Source organism: Arthrobacter paludis (genome assembly GCF_056782315.1).
The window spans coordinates 142,078-167,066 of sequence record NZ_JBXAEW010000010.1 but is presented as its reverse complement, the minus strand read 5'-3'; the positions used below and the strand labels follow the sequence as shown (position 1 = coordinate 167,066).

At 72.3% G+C, this 24,989-nt stretch carries 23 protein-coding genes and 1 pseudogene; 11 read left to right on the top strand and 13 right to left on the bottom strand.

The genetic code is table 11. The annotated features are described in order from the left end of the window. Positions 1 to 743, top strand: a 743-nt coding sequence (locus AC1Q5D_RS10515) for an IS256 family transposase (RefSeq protein WP_481737538.1), incomplete at its 5' end; no start/stop codon positions are given. A 157-nt stretch (positions 744 to 900) separates the two neighbouring features. Then, entirely contained in the window at positions 901 to 2,514 is a 1,614-nt protein-coding gene (locus AC1Q5D_RS10510; protein WP_481738543.1) for an HNH endonuclease signature motif containing protein, read from the top strand. 258 nt (positions 2,515 to 2,772) lie between these two features. Here AC1Q5D_RS10510 and AC1Q5D_RS10505 read toward each other — a convergent pair whose 3' ends face one another. The 3 genes from AC1Q5D_RS10505 to AC1Q5D_RS10495 form a co-directional block, all read right to left on the bottom strand. Further along, complete coding sequence (locus AC1Q5D_RS10505; protein ID WP_481738542.1) at positions 2,773 to 3,711, bottom strand: COX15/CtaA family protein; 939 nt, start codon at positions 3,709 to 3,711, stop codon at positions 2,773 to 2,775. A 55-nt stretch (positions 3,712 to 3,766) separates the two neighbouring features. Beyond that, positions 3,767 to 4,453, bottom strand: coding sequence for an ABC transporter permease (locus tag AC1Q5D_RS10500; RefSeq protein ID WP_481738549.1), 687 nt, complete (start codon positions 4,451 to 4,453; stop codon positions 3,767 to 3,769). A 109-nt stretch (positions 4,454 to 4,562) separates the two neighbouring features. Further along, positions 4,563 to 5,519 carry an ABC transporter ATP-binding protein gene (locus AC1Q5D_RS10495; protein WP_481738541.1) on the bottom strand — a complete coding sequence of 319 codons (957 nt, stop codon included), beginning with the start codon at positions 5,517 to 5,519 and terminating at the stop codon, positions 4,563 to 4,565. A gap of 345 nt (positions 5,520 to 5,864) precedes the next feature. On the opposite strand from AC1Q5D_RS10495, the gene AC1Q5D_RS10490 reads away from it, so the two are divergent. The 5 genes from AC1Q5D_RS10490 to AC1Q5D_RS10470 are packed head-to-tail and all read left to right on the top strand — an operon-like array spanning position 5,865 to position 10,465. Continuing rightward, the gene (locus tag AC1Q5D_RS10490; RefSeq protein ID WP_481738540.1) at positions 5,865 to 6,635 is read left to right on the top strand and encodes a helix-turn-helix transcriptional regulator; all 771 of its coding nucleotides are present in this window, start codon (positions 5,865 to 5,867) and stop codon (positions 6,633 to 6,635) included. Further along, complete coding sequence (sufB, locus tag AC1Q5D_RS10485; RefSeq protein ID WP_481738539.1) at positions 6,632 to 8,092, top strand: Fe-S cluster assembly protein SufB; 1,461 nt, start codon at positions 6,632 to 6,634, stop codon at positions 8,090 to 8,092. The genes AC1Q5D_RS10490 and sufB overlap by 4 nt, the downstream gene beginning before the upstream one ends. A gap of 2 nt (positions 8,093 to 8,094) precedes the next feature. Then, positions 8,095 to 9,345, top strand: a complete 1,251-nt coding sequence (gene sufD / locus AC1Q5D_RS10480) for a Fe-S cluster assembly protein SufD (protein ID WP_481738538.1) — start codon at positions 8,095 to 8,097, stop codon at positions 9,343 to 9,345. 23 nt (positions 9,346 to 9,368) lie between these two features. Continuing rightward, entirely contained in the window at positions 9,369 to 10,124 is a 756-nt protein-coding gene (sufC, locus tag AC1Q5D_RS10475) for a Fe-S cluster assembly ATPase SufC (RefSeq protein ID WP_481738537.1), read from the top strand. 2 nt (positions 10,125 to 10,126) lie between these two features. Further along, positions 10,127 to 10,465 carry a metal-sulfur cluster assembly factor gene (locus AC1Q5D_RS10470; protein WP_481738536.1) on the top strand — a complete coding sequence of 113 codons (339 nt, stop codon included), beginning with the start codon at positions 10,127 to 10,129 and terminating at the stop codon, positions 10,463 to 10,465. 156 nt (positions 10,466 to 10,621) lie between these two features. On the opposite strand, the pseudogene ypfJ reads toward AC1Q5D_RS10470, so the two are convergent. The 4 genes and pseudogenes from ypfJ to AC1Q5D_RS10450 all read right to left on the bottom strand — a co-directional run bounded on the left by ypfJ (position 10,622) and on the right by AC1Q5D_RS10450 (position 13,618). After that, positions 10,622 to 11,522, bottom strand: a pseudogene (gene ypfJ / locus AC1Q5D_RS10465) (KPN_02809 family neutral zinc metallopeptidase). Positions 11,523 to 11,612: 90 nt separating this feature from the next. Continuing rightward, positions 11,613 to 12,266: an energy-coupling factor transporter transmembrane component T family protein gene (locus AC1Q5D_RS10460; protein ID WP_481738535.1), complete on the bottom strand. Its 654-nt coding sequence runs from the start codon at positions 12,264 to 12,266 to the stop codon at positions 11,613 to 11,615. Next, a complete protein-coding gene (locus AC1Q5D_RS10455) occupies positions 12,266 to 12,994 on the bottom strand; it encodes an energy-coupling factor ABC transporter ATP-binding protein (RefSeq protein ID WP_481738534.1) in 729 nt (242 codons plus the stop codon). The genes AC1Q5D_RS10460 and AC1Q5D_RS10455 overlap by 1 nt, the downstream gene beginning before the upstream one ends. Positions 12,995 to 12,997: 3 nt before the next feature. Beyond that, complete coding sequence (locus tag AC1Q5D_RS10450) at positions 12,998 to 13,618, bottom strand: biotin transporter BioY (protein ID WP_481738533.1); 621 nt, start codon at positions 13,616 to 13,618, stop codon at positions 12,998 to 13,000. A 115-nt stretch (positions 13,619 to 13,733) separates the two neighbouring features. Here AC1Q5D_RS10450 and AC1Q5D_RS10445 point away from each other — a divergent pair, with 115 nt between their 5' ends. Then, entirely contained in the window at positions 13,734 to 15,335 is a 1,602-nt protein-coding gene (locus tag AC1Q5D_RS10445) for an ABC-F family ATP-binding cassette domain-containing protein (protein WP_481738532.1), read from the top strand. 49 nt (positions 15,336 to 15,384) lie between these two features. On the opposite strand, the gene AC1Q5D_RS10440 is transcribed toward AC1Q5D_RS10445, so the two are convergent. The 3 genes from AC1Q5D_RS10440 to AC1Q5D_RS10430 are packed head-to-tail and all read right to left on the bottom strand — an operon-like array spanning position 15,385 to position 17,120. Beyond that, entirely contained in the window at positions 15,385 to 16,272 is an 888-nt protein-coding gene (locus AC1Q5D_RS10440; protein ID WP_481738531.1) for an SURF1 family cytochrome oxidase biogenesis protein, read from the bottom strand. 6 nt (positions 16,273 to 16,278) lie between these two features. Next, positions 16,279 to 16,527, bottom strand: coding sequence for a hypothetical protein (locus AC1Q5D_RS10435; RefSeq protein ID WP_481738530.1), 249 nt, complete (start codon positions 16,525 to 16,527; stop codon positions 16,279 to 16,281). After that, positions 16,524 to 17,120, bottom strand: coding sequence for a DUF3099 domain-containing protein (locus tag AC1Q5D_RS10430; RefSeq protein ID WP_481738529.1), 597 nt, complete (start codon positions 17,118 to 17,120; stop codon positions 16,524 to 16,526). Before AC1Q5D_RS10430 ends, AC1Q5D_RS10435 begins: the two co-directional genes overlap by 4 nt. Positions 17,121 to 17,259: 139 nt before the next feature. On the opposite strand from AC1Q5D_RS10430, the gene fabG reads away from it, so the two are divergent. Continuing rightward, a complete protein-coding gene (gene fabG / locus AC1Q5D_RS10425) occupies positions 17,260 to 17,982 on the top strand; it encodes a 3-oxoacyl-ACP reductase FabG (RefSeq protein ID WP_481738528.1) in 723 nt (240 codons plus the stop codon). 151 nt (positions 17,983 to 18,133) lie between these two features. Then, positions 18,134 to 18,883, top strand: a complete 750-nt coding sequence (locus AC1Q5D_RS10420; RefSeq protein ID WP_481738527.1) for an SDR family oxidoreductase — start codon at positions 18,134 to 18,136, stop codon at positions 18,881 to 18,883. 143 nt (positions 18,884 to 19,026) lie between these two features. Here AC1Q5D_RS10420 and AC1Q5D_RS10415 read toward each other — a convergent pair whose 3' ends face one another. The 3 genes from AC1Q5D_RS10415 to serB form a co-directional block, all read right to left on the bottom strand. Continuing rightward, positions 19,027 to 21,087: an Ig-like domain-containing protein gene (locus AC1Q5D_RS10415; protein ID WP_481738526.1), complete on the bottom strand. Its 2,061-nt coding sequence runs from the start codon at positions 21,085 to 21,087 to the stop codon at positions 19,027 to 19,029. Between the two features lie 197 nt (positions 21,088 to 21,284). Next, the gene (locus tag AC1Q5D_RS10410; RefSeq protein ID WP_481738525.1) at positions 21,285 to 22,976 is read right to left on the bottom strand and encodes a VanW family protein; all 1,692 of its coding nucleotides are present in this window, start codon (positions 22,974 to 22,976) and stop codon (positions 21,285 to 21,287) included. A gap of 168 nt (positions 22,977 to 23,144) precedes the next feature. After that, positions 23,145 to 24,059 carry a phosphoserine phosphatase SerB gene (gene serB, locus AC1Q5D_RS10405; RefSeq protein WP_481738524.1) on the bottom strand — a complete coding sequence of 305 codons (915 nt, stop codon included), beginning with the start codon at positions 24,057 to 24,059 and terminating at the stop codon, positions 23,145 to 23,147. Positions 24,060 to 24,180: 121 nt separating this feature from the next. Here serB and AC1Q5D_RS10400 point away from each other — a divergent pair, with 121 nt between their 5' ends. Further along, positions 24,181 to 24,984: an ABC transporter ATP-binding protein gene (locus AC1Q5D_RS10400; RefSeq protein ID WP_481738523.1), complete on the top strand. Its 804-nt coding sequence runs from the start codon at positions 24,181 to 24,183 to the stop codon at positions 24,982 to 24,984. The last annotated feature ends 5 nt before the right edge of the window (positions 24,985 to 24,989 follow it).

The following is a 24,989-nucleotide window of genomic DNA, read 5'->3' as shown; positions in this document are numbered from 1 at the left end:
CCGTCTATCCGATCGTGTACATCGACGCGATCTGGCTCAAGATCCGCGACGGAGGGGTCGTGGTGAACAAGGCCTGCCACGTCGCCGTGGGGGTGGACGTCGAGGGCCGCAAGCAGGTCCTGGGCCTGTGGCTGGGCGCCTCGGAAGGGGCGAAGTTCTGGGCCAACGTGCTCACCGAAATCCGCAACCGCGGGGTGCGGGACATCCTGATCCTGTGCTGCGACGGGCTCACCGGACTGCCGGCGGCCGTGAACAGCATCTACCCGGAGACCGTGGTGCAGACCTGCGTGGTGCACCTGCTGCGCTCGGCCATGCGCTACGCCTCCTACGGCGACCGCAAGGCCATGGCCAAGGACATGCGCCCCATCTACACCGCGCCCACCGTGCAGGCCGCCGAGATGGCCATGGAGGCCTTCGAGGAGGCCTGGGGCACCAAGGCCCCGGGCGCCGTGCTCGCCTGGCGCAACGCCTGGGAGGACTTCACCCCGTTCCTGGCCTTCACCCCCGAGATACGCAAGGTCATCTACACCACCAACCAGATCGAATCGATCAACTACCAGCTGCGCAAGATCACCAAGACCAGGGGCTCGTTCCCCTCCGACGAGGCGGCGATCAAGCTGGTCTACCTGGGCATCCGGAACATCGAGACCACCCGCGGCGGCGAGCTCGGCACCGGCACCCAGGGATGGCACCAGGCCCTGAACGCCTTCGCCATCCAGTTCCCCAATCGACTACCGATCTGACCACCCGGCAGAACGGCTAACCGACCGGCCCCTTACACAGATTTTTTGACACGCCCTGCAGCTGCGCGCCCGGTACGGGCCGGGCCCGGCCGCGGAGCGGATCCGCCGCAACGAGGCCGAACGGTACGTGCGCTTCACGCCCTCGCCCCAGGAGGGGATGTGCGAACTGCTGGGAAGGGTCCCGGCCGTGGGCGCGATGGCGGCCATGGACCGGCTCGAGCACATCGCCGGGGCCCGCAAGAACGAACCCGGCGAGACCCGCACCCTGACCCAACTGCGCGTGGACACGTTCATCGAGCTCCTCACCGGCCACGACCACTGGGACACCATCCCCGCCCAGGTCATGATCGTCATGGACCACACCAGCCTCCCCACCAACCAAACCACCCCCAACAACACCAGCCCCAGCCGCACCGGCAGCGGCAACAGCGGCAACCTCAGCGGCCGCACCGACGATGGCGGCCTCAACGGCAACAGTCGAGGCAGTGGCAGTGGCAGCGGCGGCCCCGTGCCGGCCGGGTCGGCGGCCGATTCGGCCTCGGCTCCCGCGGCCGCCGCGGACCCGGATGCCGCGTCCGCGGCGGGCCCCGGCGAGGCCACGACGGCGAACGGGAACGAAGCCCACCACGCCGATGAGGCCACGCAAGCTACCCCCGGCCACGCGACGCCGGACGGAGCCGGCGCCACGGCAACTGCGGCAACGAACGATGCGGACGAGACCGGCCCAGCCGTCGAGGCCGAAGGCGCCGGCGCGGCCGGCCGGGCGGCCGAGGCCGAAGGCGCCGGCGCGGGTGAACGCGGCGTCACGTCCGCGGCGGAGGCAGCGGCTCCCGCGGCAGCGGCGGCCAGAACGGCCGGCACTGCTGGCGTGGCGGCTGCCGGTGGCGCGGGGGATGCCGCTGGCGGTGCGGCGTCCCCGTACGCGGACGCCGGGGCGTTGGGGGTGGCCGAACTCGTCGGGTTCGGTCCCATCGACGCGGCCACCGCCCTGCGGATCGCCGCCAACGCCCCGACCTGGGGCCGCCTCTACGCCACCGCGGACGGCACCGCCCTCACCGCCATGGCCGCTACCAAATACCGGCCCACCAACACCGAACGCGAAATCCTCCGCACCACCACCAGCGCCCGCGGCAACCCGCCCGGAGCGGAAACCGAAACGCAAACCCCGACCCCCATTCCCGTGGCGCCGGTCGTGCCCGCCGGGGTGTGGGACCGGCTGCGTGAACCACCCGACCGGCTCGCGCCCCTGGAGCTGGGACGCACCCGCTACCGGCCCAACACCGCCCAACGCCGGGTCCTGACCCTGCGGCGCCCCCGCTGCGCCGCCCCCTCCTGCACCAGCCCCGCCATGGAACACGACCACACCACCGCCTGGGCTGACGGCGGCACCACCGACATGGACAACCTCGAAGGCCTCTGCCGCCGCGACCACGCCCTGAAAACCGCCGGCCTGCTCACCACCCGCCGCCTCGGCGGCGGCAAAATCGAAATCACCACCCTCACCGCACGCACCTACACCAGCGAACCCGACATCCCCTGGACCGTCCGCGGCACCCAACCCCCGGCCGAACCCCAACACCCCAGGGCCCCCGAAACCCCGGCCGCCACCGCCGAAACCGCCCGCATGTACGAGGCCGAATGGGCCCGCTCCCTCACCCGCCTGCGCAACCAAGTCACCCAACACGACATCGACCAAACCCCACCCCCACACGGCGACCCGCCACCCACACCCGACGACGAAGAAACAGCATCACCCGACCACGGCCGCTGACGCCGGAGCGGGGCCAGACGCCGATCAGATGCTGCTGCGGGGCCAGACGCCGATCAGATGCTGCTGCTGGGCCAGGCGCCGGTCAGTCGCTGCTCTCGTGGGCCGCAGGCCGCCGGGCCCTCGTGTATCCGGCGCCTCGGGCTGGTCTGCGGCGGTCATGCCGCGTCGGGTTCCGGTCATTCCTCGCCGGGGCGCGTGGCGTGGGCGTCCGACACGTGTCTGGCCCGGCACACGGAATGTCGCCGGCGCGTCCTTCGGCTACAGCGGGAAGCGCCCGGTCGACCGGTCCCACACGTTCGCCGCGGCGGCAACGAGCAGCGCCGAGCCCAGCATGTGGAGGAGCACGAGCCCGATGGGCAGGCCGGTGAAGTGCTGCACGTATCCGATGACGGCCTGCAGCAGAACCACGGCGATGAGCCACACGACGGCACGGGACAAGCGGCTGTCGGCCTTCTCCTTGCGGACGAGCCACGCAGCGAGGAGGACCGACGCGACGAGGACGTACACGGGTACCACGTGGATACGCGTCACGAGTTCGGGGCTGAAGGCGTGGCGGGGCGCAAGCGCGTCACCGGCGTGGGGCCCCGTTCCGGTCACGATGGTGCCGAGGACGACGGCGGCGGCCGCGCTCAGGGCGATGACCCAGCCCGTTGACCGGAGCGCGCTGCTGGCGGTGGGGTCCGCGACGGTGGCTTCGCCCCGGAGGATGCGTCCGGTGCGGTTGACGAGAAGCATCGCGGCGGCAACGAGGGCCGCTGACACCAGGAAGTGCAGGCTGACCACCCAGGGGTTCAGGTCGGTCCAAACCGTGATGCCGCCAATGAGTGCCTGGGCGGGGATGACCGACAGCAGCGCGATCGCCAGACCGAAGACCGTGGGCTCCGTCTTGCGCAGCCTCCACACCGCCAGCAGCATCGCCACCGCCACGATCGTCAGGACGAAGGTCAGGGTGCGGTTGCCGAACTCAATGAGTCCGTGGATGCCCATCTCGGGCGTCGGCGTCATGGAGCCCGGAACGCAGTTCGGCCATTCCGAGCAGCCGAGGCCGGACTCGGTGAGGCGGACGGCGCCTCCCGTGACGATGATCCCGATCTGCGAGACCAACGATGCGATCGCCAGCGCGTGGACGCCGCGGCCGACCCGGGTGGGAAGCCGGTCCGTCCAGCGTCCGGCGGCGGGGGCGGTGGGGGTGCTCATGTGCTTCGTCCTTCGTGGATGCAGAGGGTGGGCCGGGGGCGGTACGTCTTCGGGTCTACGTCCACCGGAACCACTTGGTGGCGGCAAATCCGGCCAGCACGGTCCAGGCGAGCAGGATCAAAAGGGAGTCGGCGTGGACGGAGGCGTCGACGAGTGCCGCCCGCATGGCGTCGCCGAGGGCCGCCGACGGGAGGACCTCCACGACGGGCTGCACCAGCCCCGGGAGACGCGAGCCGGGGATCAGGATGCCACCGACCGCGGCCAGCAGGATCCACGCAAGGTTCGTGATGGCGAGGGTGGCTTCCGGCCTCACGGTTCCCGCGATGAGGAGCCCCAGCGACGTGAAGGCGGCTGCGCCGAGCACCAGCAGGACGACGGCGACGGGGATGCCCATGAGGGCGGGCCGCCAGCCGAGGAGCAGGGAAGCCCCGCCGATGACCACGACCTGCACGGAGAGGACCGCCAAGACGGCCAGGCACTTGCCGAACACGAGCCCGCCGCGCCCCAGTGGCGTGGTGGACAGGTACTTCAGGACGCCGTACCGGCGGTCGAACCCGGTGGCGATGCCCTGGCCGGTGAACGCGGTCGACATGACGCACAGGGCGAGGACGCCCGGCGCCGCCGCATCGATGCGCGTCGGGGCGACGCCGTCGAGGAGGTCGGTGAAGACGAGTCCGAGCAACGCCAGCAGGGGCAGGACGACGGCGAGGACGAGCTGCTCGCCGTTGCGAAGCATCATCATCGCCTCGTAGCCCCCGTGCCGGAGGATCCGTAGCGCGGGCGCGGCGGCGTTGGGTTGTCCCGCCGGGGTGTAGGGGGAGTGCCCAGCGGCCTGCGGCGCCGTGGGGGTGTCAGCCACGGGGGCCTCCTTCGGCGATTTCGAGGAACACGTCCTCCAGGCTCCGGGCCTCGAGGCCGATCGAGTCGGGGAAGCAGTCGTGTTCCGCCCACCACGTGGCGAGCTCGCTCAGGTGCCGGGGCGAATCGAGGCCGACGGCGGTGTAGTGGCCATCGGACGTCGAGGTGATGCGGATCGATGAATCGGGGGCCAGCGGTCCGGTCGGTAGTCCGGGCCGGGCCGTGAACGCCAGGGTCCGGGCGGGGGAGTCGGAGGCCGCGCGGGCCGTGAGCTCGGCGACGGTCCCCTCGGCGACGTTCCGGCCCCCCTCGATGATGTAGACGTAGTCGGACAGCCGCTCCGCGTCCTCCATGAGGTGCGTGGTGAGGACGATGCAGAGCCCGGCGTCGCGCAGTTCACCGATCAGGTCGAAGACGACCTGGCGGGTCTGCGGGTCCAGGCCGGCGCTCGGCTCGTCCAGGAAGACGACCTCGGGGCGGCCGATCAGGGCGGCGGCGAGGGCCACTCGCTGCCGCTCGCCGCCCGAGAGGCGGCGGATGGTCGTGTGGGCGAAACGCCCGATGCCGAGCCGCTCGGAGATGCCGTCGACGTCGAGGGGATCCGCGTACATGCCAGCGATGTGGCGGAGGAGGTGCAGCGGCTTGATGGAGGGCGGCAGCCCGCCATCCTGCAGCATCACGCCGACGCGGGACCGCAGCGCGCCACCGGCGGTCGCTGGGTCGAGGCCGAGTAGGCGGACGGTGCCGGCGTCGGGCTTCAGCAGGCCCTGCGCGCAGGCGAGCGTCGTCGTCTTGCCGGCGCCGTTGGAGCCGAGCAGGGTCGTCACCGCGCCGGGGCGGGCAGTAAGGCTGACACCGTTGAGGACGCGCACCATCCGGCCGTCGTGGGCCGCCACTGGCCCGAAGTCCTTGCGCAGGTCTTCGACCTGAAGTGAGGGGGAGGTGGGCACCCAAATATTCTACGCCACGTAGAGTCGGCCCGGGGGCTGGAGCAGGCATCCGGGGGTGGAGTACTGGGCGCCCTCGGCCGGGGCCCGAGCGGGCATCCGGGGGTGGAGTACTGGGCGTCCGCCGCCCGGGGCTGTAACGGGCATCCAATAGCGAGCCACTCGGCGCCGTCGGCCCGCTGCAGGCCAGATGGTCCACCGGGACCGGCAGTGCTACGCTCCACACGGACTGGCGCGGCGGCGGCGCCGCACTCCGGCGCTTTAGCGCATGGCTGTCTAGTAAGCCACACCTTACTGGCGGACTCGGCAACATTACGTCATGCTTGTGTTGTGTATTCTTCCCCTTCAATGTTGCCCGACGCGGGTCCGCGCACCCGCCAGCCGGTGCCGACGGACGCGGAGGAGCGCACCCGGGACCGAGTGCTGCAGGCTGTCCTCGAAGAGGGCCCCGTCAGCGCCGCCGAACTGGGGGAGCTGCTCGGCTTCACTCCGGCCGCCGTCCGCCGCCACCTCGACGCCCTGAGCCGCCAAGGCCTCGTCGAGGTCAAGCTCGTCGCCAACCAGACCTCCGGGGCCGGTCGCCCCGCCCGCCGCTACGTCCTGAGCCACCGCGGCCAGGCCAAGCTCGGCAACGACTACCTCGACATCGCCGTCGAGGCGCTCGGAGAGCTGTCCCGCGCCGCCGGCACCGAGGCGGTCGATGCCTTCGCGAAGCGGCGCTTCAGCGAGATGGAGCGCCGGTACGCCCCGATCGTCGAGGCCGCGGGGGAGGGGCTGGAGGACCGCGCGGAGGCCCTGGCCGAGGCCCTGAGCACCGACGGCTACGTCGCCTCCACGCGCGACATCGGTTCCGCCAAACTCCCGCCGACGATGCGCAGCGTGCAGCTATGCCAGGGCCATTGCCCCATCCAGGATCTGGCCCGCGAGTTCCCGGTCTTCTGCGACCAGGAGACCGAGGTGTTTTCCCGCCTCCTGGGCGTCGACGTCAGGCGGTTGTCGACGCTGGCCGGGGGCGGACACGTTTGCACGACCCACATCCCCGTGGGCCGCCACGAGACTCCTCAGCCCGCTGAGAAGAGAACGCGAATCAAGATCACCAAGCAGGAGAGGCCGCGATGACGGATCAGATTGCACAGGAGAGCGCCGACCCGGGCGTGATCGCCGAGATCCTGGAGAAGAATCCCGAACTCCACGGCATCGGCAACTACGAGTACGGCTGGGCCGACCGCGACGACGCAGGCGCCAACGCGCGCCGTGGTCTGAATGAGGATGTCGTCCGCGACATCTCGCAGAAGAAGAACGAGCCCGAGTGGATGCTCGACCTGCGCCTCAAGGGCCTGAAGTACTTCGACCGCAAGCCCATGCCCACCTGGGGCGCGGACCTGTCGGGGATCGATTTCGACAACATCAAGTACTTCGTCCGCTCCACGGAGAAGCAGGCCACCAGCTGGGAGGACCTGCCCGAGGACATCAAGAACACCTACGACAAGCTCGGCATCCCGGAGGCGGAGAAGCAGCGCCTGGTCGCGGGCGTCGCCGCCCAGTACGAGTCCGAGGTCGTCTACCACCAGCTCCGCGAGGACCTGGAGCGCCAGGGCGTCATCTTCCTGGACACGGACACCGGCCTGAAGGAGCACCCGGAGATCTTCCAGGAGTACTTCGGCTCCGTCATCCCGGTCGGCGACAACAAGTTCGCGTCGCTGAACACGGCCGTGTGGTCCGGCGGCTCGTTCGTGTACGTCCCGAAGGGCGTCCACGTCGAGATCCCGCTGCAGGCCTACTTCCGCATCAACACGGAGAACATGGGCCAGTTCGAGCGGACGCTGATCATCGCGGACGAGGACTCCTACGTCCACTACATCGAGGGCTGCACCGCCCCGATCTACCAGTCCGACTCGCTGCACTCCGCCGTCGTCGAGATCATCGTCAAGAAGGGCGCCCGCGTCCGCTACACGACGATCCAGAACTGGTCGAACAACGTCTACAACCTCGTCACCAAGCGCGCCGTCTGCGAGGAGGGCGCGACCATGGAGTGGGTCGACGGCAACATCGGCTCCAAGGTGACCATGAAGTACCCGGCCGTGTACCTCACGGGTGAGCACGCCAAGGGCGAGACCCTGTCCATCGCCTTCGCCGGCGAGGGCCAGCACCAGGACACCGGCTCCAAGATGGTGCACATCGCCCCGAACACCTCCTCGGCGATCGTCGCGAAGTCGGTGGCCCGCAACGGCGGCCGCTCCGCCTACCGCGGCCTCGTCCAGGTCCGCGAGGGCGCCAAGGGCGTGAAGAACTCGGTGGTCTGCGACGCGCTGCTGGTGGACACGATCTCCCGCTCCGACACCTACCCGTACATCGACGTCCGCGAGGACGACGTACAGATGGGCCACGAGGCCACGGTCTCGCGGGTGTCCGAGGAGCAGCTGTTCTACCTGATGTCGCGCGGCCTGGCCGAGGACGAGGCCATGGCCATGATCGTCCGCGGCTTCGTCGAGCCCATCGCCCGCGAGCTGCCGATGGAGTACGCGCTCGAGCTGAACCGCCTCATTGAACTGCAGATGGAAGGATCCGTCGGTTAACCATGACTGATACCGCAACTACGGCCGAGAAGGCGCGCATCGGCGCCCCCTCCATCGAGGGCATGACCGAAGAGGGCGAGGCCCTCGCCACGGAGAACGTCACCGGCGCCCATTCGCACGGCGGCGGCAGCGAGACCCAGGTCATGCACTCCCGCGCGGAGCGCGTCACCAGCCACAACGTCGAGGACTTCGCCGTGCCCACCGGCCGCGAGGAGGAGTGGCGCTTCACCCCGGTGAAGAAGCTGCGCGGCATTCTCGCGGACGCTGCGGGCGAGGCCGGCGCCGCCGACGTCACCGTCAAGGCGCCCGCGGGCGTGACCACGGGGACCCTGGCCGCCGGCCAGGCCCCGCGCGGCACCGTCCTGGTTCCCGCCGACCGCGCCGCCGTCGTCGGCTCCGCCAACGCGCCCGAGGCGACCCACATCGCCATCGACGGCGAGCTGGCCGAGCCGGTCGTCGTCGACGTCGTCGGCGCCGGCGCCGGGCGCCGCGCCAACTCGCACGTGGTCCTCGAGGCCGCCGCGAACTCGCGCGCCGTCGTCGTCATCGAGCACACCGGCGCCGCCGACTTCAACGGCAACGTCGAGATCGTGGTCGGCGACCACGCCCAGCTCACCGTGGTCACGGTGCAGCGCTGGGACGACGGCGCCGTCCACGTGGGCCAGCAGGACGCCCTCGTCGGCCGCGGAGCCACGTACCGGCACATCGCCGTGACGCTCGGCGGGTCCGTCGTCCGCCTCAACGCCAACGTCCGCTACGCGGCCGAGGGCGCCGAGGCGAACCTCCTCGGCCTGTACTTCGCCGACGCGGGCCAGCACCTGGAGCACCGCTCCTTCGTGGACCACAACGCGCCGCGCAACACGTCCAACGTGCTCTACAAGGGCGCGCTGCAGGGCGAGGGCGCGCGCACCGTGTGGGTCGGCGACGTGCTGATCCGCAAGGAGGCCGAGGGCACCGACTCCTACGAGGCCAACCGCAACCTGGTCCTCACGGACGGGGCCCGGGCCGACTCCGTGCCGAACCTCGAGATCGAGACCGGCCTGATCGAGGGCGCCGGCCACGCCAGCACCACCGGCCGCTTCGACGACGAGCACCTCTTCTACCTCATGGCGCGCGGCATCGACGAGGCCACGGCCCGCCGGCTGGTCGTGCGCGGCTTCCTCAACGAGGTCGTGCAGCAGATCCCGTCCGAGGACCTGCAGGCCCGCCTCACCGAGGACATCGAAGCCGAGCTCGCGGCGACCAACAACTAGCTTCAGGTTCGAAAGGAACACCATTGTCTACCCTGGAAATCAAGGACCTGCACGTCTCCATCGAGACCGAGCAGGGCGAGAAGGAAATCCTCAAGGGCGTCACGCTCACCATCAAGACCGGTGAGACGCACGCCATCATGGGTCCCAACGGCTCCGGCAAATCCACGCTGGCCTCCACCATCGCCGGCCACCCGCGCTACAACGTCACCTCGGGCGAGATCCTGCTCGACGGCGAAAACGTCCTCGAGATGAGCGTCGACGAGCGCGCCCGCGCCGGCCTCTTCCTGGCCATGCAGTACCCGGTCGAGGTCCCCGGCGTCACCATGACCAACTTCCTGCGCACCGCGAAGACCGCGATCGACGGCGAGGCCCCGAGCCTGCGCCACTGGACCAAGGACGTCAAGAACGCCATGTCCAACCTGAAGATCGACGCCGACTTCGCGAACCGCAACGTGAACGAGGGCTTCTCCGGCGGCGAGAAGAAGCGCGTCGAGATCCTCCAGCTCGAGCTCTTCAAGCCGAAGTTCGCCGTGCTCGACGAGACCGACTCCGGCCTCGACGTCGACGCGCTGAAGGTCGTGTCCGAGGGCGTCAACCGCGCCCAGGCCGAGCACGAGATGGGCACCCTGCTCATCACCCACTACACGCGCATCCTGCGCTACATCAAGCCCGACTTCGTGCACGTCTTCGTCGACGGCCGCGTTGCTGAGGAGGGCGGCCCGGAGCTCGCCGACCGCCTCGAGGAAGAGGGCTACGACCGCTTCCTGGCGAAGGCCTAGCCATGACCGCCGGCAACGACGCGCCCCAGACGCAGACGCCGCTGGAGGACATCGAGGAGGCGCTCAAGGACGTCATCGACCCGGAGCTCGGCGTCAATGTCGTGGACCTCGGCCTGCTGTACGGGCTGAAGTACGCGGAGGACGGCGCGCTGCTCATCGACATGACGCTGACGACGGCGGCGTGCCCGCTGACGGACGTCATCGAGGAGCAGGTCGGTTCGTCCATTTCGTCGCTGGTCGACGACTGGCGCCTGAACTGGGTCTGGATGCCGCCGTGGGGTCCCGAGCGGATCACCGACGACGGCCGCGACCAGATGCGGGCCCTCGGGTTCAACATCTAGCGCACCGCCACGCGGGGAAGGCGCCCACCACACGGTGGGCGCCTTCCGGCGTTCCCGGCCCTGCGCCCGCCGGCGTTCCCGGCCCTGCGCCCGCCGGAGTCCCCGGCCCTGCGCCCGCCGGAGTCCCCGGTCCTACGCCCGCCGGCGTCCCCGGCCCTATGCCCGCGGTCGGTCCAGGTCGAGGGCGTCGAACGTGTTGCAGCTGTTGATGTCGCCGGTCCGGTAGCCGGCCAGGAACCACGCCTGGCGCTGGGCGCTGGAACCGTGGGTCCAGCCCTCGGGGTCCACGCGTCCGGTCGCCGACTCCTGGATCCTGTCCCTCCGACGGCCGCGGCGGCCGAGAGCGCGGACTCGATGTCGGAGCGCGTCAGCGGCTCGAGCAGCGGCTGCCCGGTCTCGTCCGTGGTGCGGGCCGCGTAGGCCGCCCAGAGCCCGGCGAAGCAGTCGGCCTGCAACTCGACTCGCACCGCCAGGGAACCGGCGCCCGCGCCGCCGCGCTGGGAGAGCTCGAGCGTGCCCAGGACGTTCTGCACGTGGTGGCCGTACTCGTGGCGACGACGTACTCCTCGGCCAGCGGCCCGCCGTCGGCCCCGAAACGGGACTCGAGGTCCGCGAAGAACCCCGTGTCGAAGTACGCGGTGCTGTCGGCCGGGCAGTAGAACGGACCGACCGCGGAACCCGCCGTCCCGCACGCCGTCGTCACGGTGCCGGCGAAGAGCTCGACGCCGGGCTGCGGCAGCTCCCGTCCGCGGTCTGCCAGGTAGGGCACCCAGAAGGCGTCGAGCGACTGGGTGGTCGCGACGATCAGGCAGTCGGTGCGCGCATCGGCGTCCGCGCCCGTCTGGCACTGCTCGAGCCCGCCCCCCGCCGGTTGCTGGCCCGCGTCCCCGCCGAGCCCGAGCTCGCCCAACATGTCGGGGTTGATCCCGAAGAGGGCGGCCGCGAGCAGCAGCAGGAGTCCGCCGCCGCCCCCGATCGCGATGGCCGGACCCCGACGGCGTCCGCGCGAGTCGCGGACGCGACCCGGATCCAGCCGCGCGTCGTCGTTGAAGCTCATGGCCGCAACAGTAGCGCCGCCCGCCCGGACGCGGGAGGGGTGCCGGCCCGGCCTCACGGCCCCCCGGATCGCTTAGGACGTGGACGCCGGTCAGGGCTGCGGGGCGTCGTCCGCAGGTTCGAGGCGCGGGTCGCCGAGCCCGCGGGCCGCCAGCGCGTCCCCCGTGCGGTGCGCGTAGCCGACGGCGGCGACGACGGCGGGCGTCGCCAGGGCCAGCGGGTTCCGGCCCAGGCCGCGGGCCCGGGCGGCGTCGCCGACATCCTGCAGCGAACCGAGGAGGGCGGGGATGCTGCGGAGCATGAGCGCGACGGCCAGGGCGAAGGCGTCCGGGTCGAGCCCGAGGCGGCGCAGCGGGCCGGCGGCCCGGGCCAGGGCGTCGACGAGCTCGGCTTGCGGGGTCGTGAGCAGCAGCAGCCGCCCCAGCTGCAGCGCCGCGAGCATGCCGGTGACGACGGTCGCGGCGGCCACGGGGCCGGAGAGCCACCACTGGTGCGCCGCGAGGATCGCGAAGACCCACCAGAGGGGACGCAGGATCGCGGGCCACGCGGCCAGCACCCGGCGCCCGGCCGCCGCGAAGAGCACGACCGACAGGCCGAGGAGCGACAGGTTCACGGCGGGCGAGCGCAGCACGACGACGGCCGCCCCGGCGCCGGCCAACACGAGGTACTTGGCCCACAGCGGGGCCCGGTGGACGGGGGACCGGCCGGGGATCCGCAGGCCGAACAGCGCGTCGTGGCCCCGCATCAGGCGTCCCCGGCCACAGGGTCCAGGGCGAGGGCGAGCCTGCGGTAGTGCTCAACCCCCGCCGCGGCCCCGCCGTCGTACACGATGCGGCCGCCGTCGACCACGAGGACCCGGTCCGCGCGGGCCGCGAAGTCCAGGTCGTGCGTGGCATAGACCAGCCGCTGGCGCAGGCCGAACAGCGTGCGCTGCAGCAGGGCGTTGTTGCGCAGGTCCAGCAGGGTGGTCGGTTCGTCGGCCACGAGCACGTCCTGCCCGGCCGCCAGAACGCTGGCGAGGGCGGCCAGCTGCCGTTCCCCGCCGGACAGGTCGTGGATGCTGCGCTCGGCGAGGTGGGCGATGCCGAGGTCCTCGAGCACCCCCAGCGCGGCGCGGCGCCGGGCCGACCTGTCGCGCACGGACGCCTTGAGGGACAGCTCCACGTCCTCGACGACGAGCGGCATGACCAGCTGCGCCAGCGGATCCGTGAACAGGTAGCCGACGCGGCGCCGGACCTCGCGCACGCGCCGCGCGACGTCGAGGCCGTCGACCAGCACGCGCCCCGTGGTCGGGGCGACGAGTCCGTTGACCATGCGCAGCAGCGTCGACTTCCCGGAGCCGTTCGAGCCGACGACGGCGACGCGGCGCTCGGTCAGCTCGAGGGTCGTCGGGTGCAGCAGCACCGCGTCCCGGCCCCCGGGAACGGGGGAGGGGACGGTCGCGCCGGCGCCTTCGAAGCGGATGCCCTGCATCGGCTACCGGCGGAAGTCGCGGCGCGCCAGCTGCGGGAACGCCTTGAACACGGCCACGGCCACGGCGGCCGCGATGAGGTTCTTCACGATGTCGCCCGGCCAGTACGCCAGGTCGAGCAGCGCGGCCTGGGCCAGCGGGATCTGCGCGTTGACGGACATGCCCAGGATGCCCAGCGGGTGCGTGACGAGGACCGAGCCGGCCATGCCCGCCAGGAAGAGCAGCGTCAGGCGCCAGCGGGCTGGCGCGCGGAGCAGGACCGCCGTGGCGACGGCACCGGCGACGAGCGCCGCGAGGGGGAAGGCCAGCAGGTAGCCGGCGCTGGGGCCGGCGAGCACGCCGAGGCCGCCGCTGAACTTGGAGAAGACCGGGACGCCCGCCAAGCCGACGACGACGTAGAGGGCGATGGCGGCCGAACCCCGCCACGCGCCGAGGACGAGCGCCGCGAGGCTGACGCCGAGGGTCTGCAGGGTGATCGGCACCCCGAGTGCGCCGACGGGCACGGCGGGGACCAGCGTGAGGGCGGCGACGAGCGCGGCGAAGACGGCGACGAGGGACAGGTCGCGGGGGCCGACGCCGACGCGTCCGGTCCGCGTCCCGGCCGGAGCGGGTGCGAGGTTGGTCATGGCACACCAGCCTACTTGATCACCGTTCAATTGGTGAACGGTGTTCAAGGCGGATTCGTGGGTCGGCGGGACGCGGCGTAGGATGGATCGGTTCCCCACGAAAGGCATTTCTCGCGTGATCTCCGTAGCCGACCTCGAACTGCGCGCCGGCGCCCGGCTCCTGATGGAGGGCGTCTCGTTCCGTATCGACAAGGGCGACAAGATCGGCCTCGTGGGCCGTAACGGCGCCGGCAAGACCACGATGACCCGCGTTCTGGCGGGGGAGGGCCAGCCGGCGGGCGGGACCGTGACGAGCCAGGGCTCGATCGGGTACCTGCCGCAGGACCCGCGGACCCCGGACATGGAGCAGCTCGCCCGCGACCGCATCCTCTCCGCGCGCGGCCTGGACCAGGTGGTCGGCAAACTCCGGACCGCCCAGGCCGACATGGCCAGCGAGGACGAGGCGGTGCGCTCCCGGGCGATGCGCCGCTACGACCGGCTCGAAGCGGAGTTCCTCGCCGGCGGCGGCTACGCGGCCGAGGCCGAGGCCGCCGCGATTTCCAACAACCTCGCCCTGCCGGAGCGGATCCTCAACCAGCCGCTGCGCACGCTCTCGGGCGGCCAGCGGCGCCGCGTCGAACTGGCCCGGATCCTCTACTCCGACGCCGAGACGCTCCTGCTGGACGAGCCGACCAACCACCTCGACGCCGACTCCATCACCTGGCTGCGCGACTTCCTGAAGAACCACCAGGGCGGGCTGATGGTCATCTCCCACGACACCGGGCTCCTCGAGGCCACGGTGAACAAGGTCATCCACCTGGACGCCAACCGCGCCACGATGGACGTCTACAACATGGGATGGAAGCGCTACCTGCAGCAGCGCGAGACGGACGAACGGGCCCGCCGCCGCGAGCGCGCGAACGCGGAGAAGAAGGCCTCCCACCTGATGGCCCAGGCCGACAAGATGCGCGCCAAGGCCACCAAGGCCGTGGCCGCGCAGAACATGGCCAAGCGCGCCGAGCGGATGCTCTCCGGCCTCGACGAGGTCCGGCAGCAGGACCGCGTGGCCGCCCTGCGCTTCCCGACGCCGGCCCCCTGTGGCAAGACGCCCCTGATGGCCGAGGGGCTGAGCAAGTCGTACGGCTCCCTGGAGATCTTCACGGACGTCTCCCTGGCCGTGGACCGCGGGTCCAAGGTCGTGATCCTCGGGCTCAACGGCGCGGGCAAGACCACGCTGTTGCGCATGCTCGCCGGCGTGACGGAGCCGGACACCGGCGGGATCACCCCGGGGCACGGGCTGAAGGTCGGCTACTACGCGCAGGAGCACGACACCCTCGACACCGAGCGCACCGTCCTGGAGAACATGCGGTCCGCCGCGCCGAGCCACCTCGGCGACGCCGACGTGCGCGGCATCCTGGGCTCGTTCATGTTCACCGGCGACGATGTCGACAAGCCCGCGGGGGTCCTTTCGGGCGGCGAGAAGACCCGTCTGGCCCTGGCGACGATCGTCGCCTCCAGCGCCAACGTGCTGCTGCTCGACGAGCCGACCAACAACCTCGACCCCGCCTCGCGCCACGAGATCCTGACGGCCCTGAAGTCCTACCCGGGCGCCGTCGTCATGGTCAGCCACGACGAGGGTGCCGTGGAGGCGCTGAATCCGGAACGCGTCGTGCTGCTTCCCGACGGCGACGAGGACCTGTGGAACGACGGCTACCTGGAGCTCGTCACCCTCGCCTAGCGCGGTCGGCCCCGCCGGTGCTCGAGGTCGGCCCCGCCGTTCTTGGAGGTCAGCCCCGCCGTTCCTCGAGGGCGTCCAGGTAGGCGTCCTCAAGCTCCTCGTCCGTCGGTCCCGACCGCCGGCGGGACGGGCGCTGGCGCGGAGCGCGGTACGCGGAATGCACGACCGGAACGCCGGCGGCCTCGGCCTCCGCTGCCGCCTCGCGGTCCTCGCGATTGATGCGTGCCTGCTGCCGGGCCGCGTAGCCGAGGCCGACGAAGCCCAGGACCCCGAAGGCGAACCACTGCAGCGAATAGGAGAGGTGGTTGCCCTCGTCCGTCTCCGGTCGGGGCAGGGCCGTGGGGGTCGTCGCCGGGGCGGGGCGCTCCGAAGCCAGGACGCCGTAGGCTCCGGTGGCAATCGGGTAGTCGAGGCGGTCCGCGAAGCGCGGCAGCTCGATCGAGGCGAGCTGCCCCTCCGGTGCGCTTCGGGCGACGTCCGGCTCCCCGGTCTTGACCCGGACGACGACGTCGACCGTGCCCCTGGGAGGCGCCGGAATCGTGTCCGGGCGCCCGGCGGTCTCGTCGCCGATCGGCAACCAGCCGCGGTCGACGACGACCGTGTCGCCCGAGAGGGTCCGGAACGGGACCAGCACCTCGTACCCGGGCCGGCCGTTGAGCGGGCGGTTGCGGACCACCGTGGTGTCCTTCACCAGGTATTCGCCGCGCAGGGCCACGGGCGTCCACGTCGCGTCCTCCGGCAGGGACACGAACAGCCCGGACGCCTCGGCATACGGGACGGGGGCCGCGTCGTAGTTCGCGTCCACGTGGCTGTTGGCGGCCTGGGCCTGGTCGAGTCGCGACATCTGCCAGCGGCCCAGCCCCACGCACGCGGCGGCGAACACGCAGACGAGGAGGAACCAGCCGATCCAGCGGGTGCTGGCGAGGAAGCGGTACAAGGGGTCTCAGGCCTCCGGGGTGGGGTTCGTGTCGTGCAGCGGCAGCAGTTCCCGGAACAGCCCGCGCTCGGTCAGGTAGCCGCGCAGCCAGTCCACGTGGTCGGGGCAGGCGAGCCAGGTCTTGCGCCGCTCGGGCGGGTGGATGCGGGGATTGTTCCACTGCAGACGCCACTGGGCGGCGTCGCGGCACCCCTTCCGGGAGCAGGTCGGCGTCTCCGGCCCGGTCGGCCCGGCCAGCTGGTCGAAGATGCTCACGGGCGGCCCTCCCGGGCCTCGTCCTCGACGAACTCGCCCTCGAGGACGAGGTCCGAGTCCTCCCCGTCGTCGGCGGCGGTCCTGGGACCCGTGTGGTCCTCGGCGGGAGCGGCGCCCCGGCCCTCGGCCCTCGGAGCCGTGTGGTCGTCCCGGGCGCCCTCGGGACGCGCGGCCCATGCCGCGCCGTCGTCCGTGCCGTCGTCCGCCGTGCCGCCACCCGGGGCATGGCCCGGCCGGGCGTCATCCGCGGCGCCCGGGGAGGAAGCTCCCGATGCGGCCGCGGCCCCGGGGCCCAGTGCCCTCCGGGGCGGGCCGTCGATGAAGGATGCGGGGGGCTCGCGCCGGGTGCGGTCGGCGCCTCCGTTGGCGATGACGACGGCGAACCACGGCAGGAAGATGGCGCCGGCGAGGAACGCCCACTGGAGGGGCCCGGTCGTAAAGAAGGCCGCGATGAAGCACGCCATGCGCACGCTCATGGAGATCGTGTACTTGACCATCCGGTGGTGCATGTCCGCAGAGCGCGACTCGTCGGCCTCCGTGATCCGATGCACGGGGGCTGGCTCGTGGCGGTGGGTGTGCGGTGCCTGGCTCATGTCCCTCTCTGGTCCTACCGGTCCATTCTCTCACCCCCGTGCGGGCGGGGGCGAACCGTGCGGGGGCTTCGCCGCTGGGGCCGCGCCCGACGGTAGGATGGCCGGGATCCCGACGACCCCGGCCCCTGGAGGACCACCCATGACCGACAGCACTCCCGCCCCCCGCAGCGTCCTCGTCACGGGCGGCACCCGCGGCATCGGCCTGGCCATCGCCCGCGCCTTCCAGGCCAATGGCGACAAGGTCGCGGTGACCTACCGGAGCGGAGAGGTCCCCGAGGGGATGCTCGGGGTCAAGGCCGACGTGACGGACTCCGCCTCGATCGACGCCGCGTTCACGGAGGTCGAGGAGCGGCACGGCCCGGTCGAGGTGCTCGTCGCCAACGCGGGCGTCACGCGCGACACCCTCCTGCTGCGGATGAGCGAGGACGACTTCACCTCCGTGGTCGACACGAACCTCACCGGCGCCTTCCGCGTGATCAAGCGCGCGTCGAAGGGCATGATCCGGCTCCGCAAGGGACGCGTCGTGCTGATCTCCTCCGTCGTCGGCCTCTACGGGTCCCCGGGCCAGGTCAACTACGCCGCCTCGAAGGCGGGCCTGGTTGGCATCGCCCGTTCCCTGACCCGCGAGCTGGGTGGGCGCGGCATCACCGCGAACGTCGTCGCGCCGGGGTTCATCAACACGGACATGACGGCGGCGCTGCCGGAGCAGACGCAGAAGGACTACCTCGCGTCGATCCCGGCCGGCCGCTTCGCAGAGCCGGAGGAGGTCGCCAACGTGGTGCGGTGGGTGGCCAGCGACGAGGCCGCCTACATCTCGGGCGCCGTCGTGCCCGTCGACGGCGGCCTCGGGATGGGGCACTAGCGGCCCACACCCCCGCCGTTGGAGGAAACCTCCAACGGCGGGCCGGCGTCAACGTGGAAAGATGGACGTCGGAGCGGCCGCATCGGCCGCGGTATTGAGGATTCCCACAAGGCGCGCGGAGGCGCGCCGCAACCACCGAGGAGACACCCCGATGTCCGATCTCACCGGCAAGTCCGCCATTGTCACAGGCTCCTCCCGCGGCGTCGGCGCCGAGACCGCCAAGGTGCTGGCCGCGCAGGGCGCGTCCGTCGTCGTGAACTACCGGCAGAAGGCGCCCCGCGCCAACAAGATCGTCGCCGGCATCGAGGAGGCCGGCGGACGCGCGGTGGCCGTGGGTGCCGACATCACGGCCGACGGTGGCGCCCAGACCCTGGTCGACGCCGCCATGGAGCATTTCGGCGGGGTGGACGTCCTGGTGCTCAACGCGTCCGGCGGCATGGAGTCCGACCTCGGCGAGGACTACGCGCTGCGCCTGAACCGCGACGCCCAGGTGGAGCTGCTGGACGCCGCGGCGGCCGTGATGAAGCCGGGCAGCCGGGTCGTCTTCGTCACCAGCCACCAGGCGCACTTCATCGACTCGGTGCCGACCATGGACGCGTACGTGCCCGTCGCCCGCTCCAAGCGCGCCGGCGAGGTCGCCCTGCGCGAGCGGATCCCGGCCCTGGAGGAGAAGGGGATCAGCCTCGTGGTGGTCTCCGCCGACATGATCGAGGGCACGATCACCGCGACGCTGCTCAACCGGCTCGAGCCGGGGGCCATCGAGGCCCGGCGCGAGGCCGCCGGAAAGCTCTACTCGGTCGCGGAGTTCGGCGCCGAGGTCGCACGCATGGCCACGGCGGACGTGCCCACGGGACACACCGAGTACGTCGGCGGCGCCGAGGACTTCCTCAAGCAGGCGTAGGGCGCCGGACCGGCGGCCGCCGCTTCCGGCGCGGCGCGGGGAACGGCCCGCGCGCCGGCGCGGAACCGCGCGGAGGGGCTCCCCGCGCCGGTGGCGCGGGGAGCCCCTGTTGCTGCGGACGGGGGCCCGTCCGCGGTGTCGGCCTACCGGCTGCCGGTCCTGAAGGTCCAGGACTCGCTGGCCAGCGGGTTGCCGTCGTTGTCCGTGATCCCGGTCGTGCCGCCCACCAGCGTCACGCGGAACGTGGAGTTCGACGGCAGCGTGTTCGCCGGGTCCAGCATCCACTGGTTGAGGCTGCCGTTGCGGACCACGGTGCCGCGGACCGGTGTCCCGGTCGCGGCCCAGCTCAGCCGGAAGGTGCCCGTGGTCACGTTCCGGACCTCCTCGCTGAACGACGCCCGCATGTTGTGCGTCCGCAGGGCGCCGGTCGAGTCCGCCGGCGGGATCCGCTTCGTCACCGTGGGCGTCCCCGGGAGGGCGCCGGTGGTGAAGGACCACGTCTGGCTTGCCAGCGAGTTGTTGAACGCGTCGCGGATGGCGACGGAACTGCCGGCCAGCCCCACGGTGTAGCGGGTGTTCGGCTGCAGCGCGACGCCCGGGTTGAGCGTCGCGCGGTGCGTCGCGGTGTTCAGCGACACCGTGGCCGGGATGGCCGCGCCGTCCGGGCCGCGCAGCCGCAGCGTCGTGTTGCGGACCCCCTGGACGTACTCGCTGAAGCGGACGGCGATGTTGCCGGTCACCGACGCCCCCGTGGTCCCGTTGCCCGGGTAGCGGCCGACGACGGTCGGGCGCGTCGTGTCCCTGGTGCCGCCGATCTGCACCCCGCGCGGCGCGACGGCGCCCGTATTGCCGGCGGCGTCGGTGGCCCGGACCTCGAACACGTGGGAACCCGCCACCTGGGCGTCGTAGGTCAGCGGCGACGCGCAGGGCACGAACGTTGCGTTCGACGCCAGCAGCCGGCACTCGAACGCGGCCCCCGCCTCCGACGTGAAGCTCATCGTCGGCGTGTTGTCGGCGCTGGGCGTCGACGGGAATGGCGGGACCACCTGGGCCACGGGCGCGGCCGTGTCCACGACCATCGCCAGCGTTCCGGAAACCAGCGTCGGGTCGCTGGCTAGGCGGGCCTGGATGCGATGTGTGCCGTCGGCCAACGCCGTGGCCACGTTCGCCGTGAAGGCGTTGCCGGCCACGGTGGCCGTGCCGGCGAGGGCGCCGTCCACGAGGATCTCCACGGTGCTGCCGTCGGCGGCCGTCGCGGTGCCCGCGAGCGACGGCGTCGCGTCGGCGGTGATGTTGTCCGTCGACGAGCGGCCCGTGTCGGACGTGGCGACCAGGTCCGGTGTGCCCGGGGCGCCGTCGACGGCGTCCGAGACCACGCCCTGCACCGCGAAGGTGTCCACGACGAGCGTGTCGACGCCGGGCCCTCCCGCGTCGGGCCCGACCACGCGGACCTCGTTGACGCCCGAGGGCGCGCCGGTGACCGTCGCGGCGACGTTGGGATCGCCGATGGTGCCCGCGGGTGCACCGTCCTGGCGCAGGAACGCGGCCGTCGTCCCGGCCGCGTAGTCGCCCAGGAAGGCCTGGCCCACCGCGTTCCAGTCGCAGCCGGTCGTGCCCTCGGCGCAGCCCTCGTCGATGGTCACGTTGATCGTGCCGGGTCGCTGCTCGTCGGGACCGGCCGCGGTGAAGGTGTTCACGCCGTACGGGTGGGTGATGGTGTATTCGGCTGCCGGCTCGAGGTTCTCCAGCCGGAAGCGGAGCCGTCCGAAGCCGATCTGTTCACCCTCGACGACGGCGTCGTTCGCGAACGCGCCCTCCAGGGCGGCCTCGTAGAGGCCCAGGTTGCCGCCGCTTGCCTCGGCGACAAACCAGAACGCCTCGTCCGGGAAGTTGTCCGGGAACGCGATCGGGGCCGCGGGATCCGGCAGCTCGGACAGGCAGCCCTCGGCCGGGTCGACGCAGAACTTGAGACGGACGGTGCCGTCGTCGTACCAGGCCGGATACCCCGTGGCCGCGTCAACGGGGCCGACGGCGGCGGTCTCCGCCTGCGCCGGTGCGGCGAGCGGGACCAGGGCGGCGGCGAGCAGCGTGGCGCCGGCGGCTCCCGCCAGGCCGCGGCGTCCGGGGGCGTGGCGCCAAGGCGCCCGGGGGCCGGGCGGCCCCGTGATGGTTGGTTCGTTCGGGGCGCGCGTCAAGCCGGGCATGGCTCCTCCTCAGGTGACTGGCACCCGAGGGCAACCCCACGGGTGCGACTCGTCCCCCGAGTCTTGCGCGACGACCCTGTGGGAACCTTGGGCCCGGTCGCGGAGCATCCGGTCGCGGACGGTCCGAGGAGGACTCCCGGCCCCGATCTGCCGGGCGGCCGCAGTGTGTGAAGGCGCCCACACGGGCGCCGGGGCGCCTACGGTTGCGGCTCGCAGACCACCTTGTTCCACGGCTGGTACGTCCAGCGCAGGGTCTCCTTCGGAAGGCTTCCGGTGGCCGAGGACCGCGTGCGGGTGACCTCGACCGTGAAGCCGTCCTTGCCGCCGGGCTCCGGCGTGCAGTTCTCGTTGTCGTTGTAGACGGTCTTCGGCTCCTTGATGTTGAACGGCTCGGAGGTCGACGTCCGGACGTTCCAGACGTCCGTCCCCCAGAGCCGGGTGTGCACCCGGTCCGGGCCGACCCACGCCTGGATCATCACGGCGTAGTCGGTGTTGTTGCGCCACTTCATGTCGATGGAGCCCTCCCAGAGCGTCGCCTCCCGGCCGGCCGGATAGCGCTCGAACCAGCGGCTGTGCGGCTGGTGCTCGACGTCGTCCATGCCTGCCAGGAAACCCGCATTGAACAGCTGCGTGGAGATCTGCGATAGGCCGCCGCCCACTGCCGTGCTCTCGAAGCCGCCCTCCACCACGCCGGACTCGAAGTACCCGTTGGCCTTGGTGACCGGTGCGAGGTGCTCCAGGAGCGAGAACGTTTCGCCCGGCATGACGAGGACGCCGTTGAGCTTCTGCGAGCCGGCGCGGAGGTTCTGGGTCCTGACCTCGTTGCTGGTCGGGTAGGGGGTGGAGAAGTCGACGAGGATCTCGTCGACGCCGAGGTCCTCCGCCTCCCGCGTGGTCAGGTCCGGCTGCGTTTCGCGCATGGCCACGGAAACGGTTCGCTTCCCGTTGTCCAGCGCGGCCGTGATCTTCGCGCCGAGGTTGCCGGTGTCGATGCCGCGGCCGACGCGCGACGGGATGACCGCCGGGCGCCCGTCCCGCAAGACGATCTCCGCGTCGCGCGCCGTCGAGCCGAGCTCGGGGTTCGCCTCCAGCAGGGCCTCGGCGAGGCGGTCGCCGTCCAGCTCCAGGCCGATCTTGCCGTTCTGCGCGGGGAACGAGGCGGCCGCCGCAAGCACCGCGGGGTCGAGGCGTCCGGACAGCGTTCCGGCCGTGACCGTGACCGGCCCGTTCACGAGTGGTGCGGCGAGTTCCCGGCGCGCGGTCTCGTACGCCTCCGCGGGGACCTTGGGCTTCGGGCGCTCGGCCGGCAACTGCAGCGGTCCCGCGGGATCGAACCAGGAGGCGGCGACGGTGTCGACGGCGCCCGCCACCTCCACTTCGACTCCCGGCCGCGGCTCTTCGACCGTGATCTCGGTTCCCTCGAAGCCGATGCTGCCCTCGGTGGGCTTGGCGTTGAGGGCCTCCTCGGACGCGGCCTGGACGGCGTCGTGGAGGCGCTGCCGGTCGACGCGGAGCTCCGGCTCGATCTCGCGCCCGCCGGTGAGGCGGTCCCAGAGCACCACCGGGTCCAACGTGAACCCGGTCGTGCCGTCGAGGGTCCCCTCGACGTCGAGGGCCAGGCCCGCCTGGGCGGGGTCGAGGGTCGCCTTCCGCCCGCCCGCCTCGACGGCGATCGGTTCGCCGGCGACCGGACCGAGCCGGTCCGACAGCCGGTCGGCCGCCGCTTCCGGGGCGAGCCCCCCGACGTCGACCCCGTGGACGGTGGTGCCGTCGGGGATGGTGCCCGCCGTGGCGGCGGCCGTCCCGCCGTAGGCCGCCGCTGCGGCCACGACGACGCCCGAGGCGATCCACCAGCCAGCGCGTCCGCGCCGCTTTCCGTCCTTGCCCACGTGTCCCTGCCTGTCAATTGGTTGCCGGGGGTATCCAATCCATGGTAAGGGACGGAGCGTGGCGGCAGGGCCTGGCCGGACCGTGGCGTGGGCGACACGCCACCGGTCTCCCCGGGTGTGTCGGAGTGGCGCGCGGGTGGCGGCCGGGGGCCGGCCGCGCGTGCGGGCCTAGACCCCCGCGAGGTGGCGGATGATGTCCAGGCGCGGCAGGTCGATGGCGGCGTCGGCCTCGTCGCGCAGGGCGGGCTTCGCGTTATAGGCCACGCCCAGCCCGGCCGCGCGGACCATGTCGAGGTCGTTGGCGCCGTCGCCGGCCGCGATCGTGTGCTCCAGCGGGATGCCGAGCGCGCCGGCCCACTCGCGCAGGCGCGCCTCCTTGGCCGCACGGTCGACGACGTCGCCCTCGACCGTCCCAGTCAGTCGTCCGCCGTCGACGCCGAGCGTGTTCGCCGTCGCGAAGTCGAGTCCCAGGTCCTCCGCGAGCGGTGCGAGGATCTGGATGAAGCCGCCGGAGACGACGCCGACGGCGTGGCCGGCCGCGTGGAAGGCCGCCACGAGTTCCCTGGCCCCGGGGGAGAGTTCGACGGCGCCGCGCACGGCCTCCACGACGGAGACGGGCAGGCCGGAGAGCGTGGCGACCCGGGCGTGGAGGCTCTGGGCGAAGTCGAGCTCGCCGCGCATCGCGGCCTCGGTCACGGCGGCGACCTCCGCCTCCTTGCCCGCGTGGACGGCCAGCAGTTCGATGACCTCCTGGCGGATCAGCGTCGAGTCCACGTCCATCACGAGCAGCAGGCGCGGCGCACCGGCCAGCGCGGCGGGCACGACGGCGGCCCCGGCCCCCGGGGCCAGGTCCGCGGCCGCGGCGGCGACCTCGCGCCGCAGGGCCGCCGCGTCGACGGCCCCGCCGTCTGACGCGGCCACCGTCCAGCGCGCCCCCGCGTAGCCCTCCCCGGTAAACGGCGCCTCCGCCGCGACGCGGTGGCCGGAGCGCCCGACCGCGGCGCGCAGGCCCGCGGGCTCGGCCGGGGCCGGGGCGCCTGCGGGCGCGGGGGAGTAGTGGACGAGGACGGGGGCGCTGTGCATGGGCCGATTCTCCCCGGCGCGGGCGCCCGGGCGCCAATCGGCCCGGGGCTGCCCCCGCCCGGCGCGGCCCGGGAGGTCGTGGTTTCGCGCATTGGCCCGCCGCTGTCCTACTGTTTTCCCCATGAGTGAAGTGCTGGGTTTCTCCGGCGTCGGCGTGGTGCGCGGGCGCAAGCAGCTGGTGTCGGACGTCGACTGGACGGTCGCCGAGGGCGAGCGTTGGGTCGTGCTGGGCCCGAACGGGGCGGGCAAGACCACGCTGCTGCAGATCGCGGCCACGCGGATGCACCCCACGACCGGCACGGCCTCCGTGCTGGGGGAGACGCTGGGGAAGGTCGACGTGTTCGAGCTGCGCCCGCTGATCGGCCTGTCCTCCGCGGCGCTCGCGAACAACATCCCCGGGCACGAGAAGGTCCTCGACGTCGTCCTGACCGCCGCGTACGGCCACACGGGGCGCTGGCGCGAGGAGTACGAGCGGCTCGACGAGCGCCGCGCCTTCGCGCTGCTGCACGAGTGGGGCGTCTCCACGCTCATCAACCGGCCGTTCGCCTCGCTCTCGGAGGGCGAGCGCAAGCGCGTGCAGATCGCCCGGGCCCTGATGACCGACCCCGAGCTGCTGCTGCTGGACGAGCCCGGGGCCGGCCTCGACCTCGCCGGCCGCGAGGAGCTCGTGGCCAGCCTGACCGAGCTGGCGTCCGACGACGCGGCGCCGGCCCTCGTGCTGGTCACGCACCACCTCGAGGAGGTGCCGCCGGGCTTCACGCACGCGCTGCTGCTGCGCGACGGCGGCGTCGTCGCCGCCGGTCCGCTCGCGGAAACGCTCACGGAGGAGAACCTCTCCGCCACGTTCGGCATGCCGCTGAAGGTCTCCAGCGAGGGCGGCCGCTACACGGCGGTCGCCGCCACGACGGCCGTCGCCCCCGCCTAGCCCGT

Coding starts and splice junctions, on each gene's coding strand:
- AC1Q5D_RS10470 (WP_481738536.1), top strand. CDS start 10,127: ATGACCGCCGGCAACGACGCGCCCCAGACGCAGACGCCGCTGGAGGAC.
- AC1Q5D_RS10460 (WP_481738535.1), bottom strand. CDS start 12,266: ATGCGGGGCCACGACGCGCTGTTCGGCCTGCGGATCCCCGGCCGGTCC.
- AC1Q5D_RS10430 (WP_481738529.1), bottom strand. CDS start 17,120: ATGAGCCAGGCACCGCACACCCACCGCCACGAGCCAGCCCCCGTGCAT.
- AC1Q5D_RS10420 (WP_481738527.1), top strand. CDS start 18,134: ATGTCCGATCTCACCGGCAAGTCCGCCATTGTCACAGGCTCCTCCCGC.
- AC1Q5D_RS10490 (WP_481738540.1), top strand. CDS start 5,865: ATGTTGCCCGACGCGGGTCCGCGCACCCGCCAGCCGGTGCCGACGGAC.
- AC1Q5D_RS10455 (WP_481738534.1), bottom strand. CDS start 12,994: ATGCAGGGCATCCGCTTCGAAGGCGCCGGCGCGACCGTCCCCTCCCCC.
- AC1Q5D_RS10400 (WP_481738523.1), top strand. CDS start 24,181: ATGAGTGAAGTGCTGGGTTTCTCCGGCGTCGGCGTGGTGCGCGGGCGC.
- AC1Q5D_RS10450 (WP_481738533.1), bottom strand. CDS start 13,618: ATGACCAACCTCGCACCCGCTCCGGCCGGGACGCGGACCGGACGCGTC.
- AC1Q5D_RS10500 (WP_481738549.1), bottom strand. CDS start 4,453: ATGATGATGCTTCGCAACGGCGAGCAGCTCGTCCTCGCCGTCGTCCTG.
- fabG (WP_481738528.1), top strand. CDS start 17,260: ATGACCGACAGCACTCCCGCCCCCCGCAGCGTCCTCGTCACGGGCGGC.
- AC1Q5D_RS10415 (WP_481738526.1), bottom strand. CDS start 21,087: ATGCCCGGCTTGACGCGCGCCCCGAACGAACCAACCATCACGGGGCCG.
- serB (WP_481738524.1), bottom strand. CDS start 24,059: ATGCACAGCGCCCCCGTCCTCGTCCACTACTCCCCCGCGCCCGCAGGC.
- AC1Q5D_RS10510 (WP_481738543.1), top strand. CDS start 901: ATGTGCGAACTGCTGGGAAGGGTCCCGGCCGTGGGCGCGATGGCGGCC.
- AC1Q5D_RS10505 (WP_481738542.1), bottom strand. CDS start 3,711: ATGAGCACCCCCACCGCCCCCGCCGCCGGACGCTGGACGGACCGGCTT.
- sufB (WP_481738539.1), top strand. CDS start 6,632: ATGACGGATCAGATTGCACAGGAGAGCGCCGACCCGGGCGTGATCGCC.
- sufD (WP_481738538.1), top strand. CDS start 8,095: ATGACTGATACCGCAACTACGGCCGAGAAGGCGCGCATCGGCGCCCCC.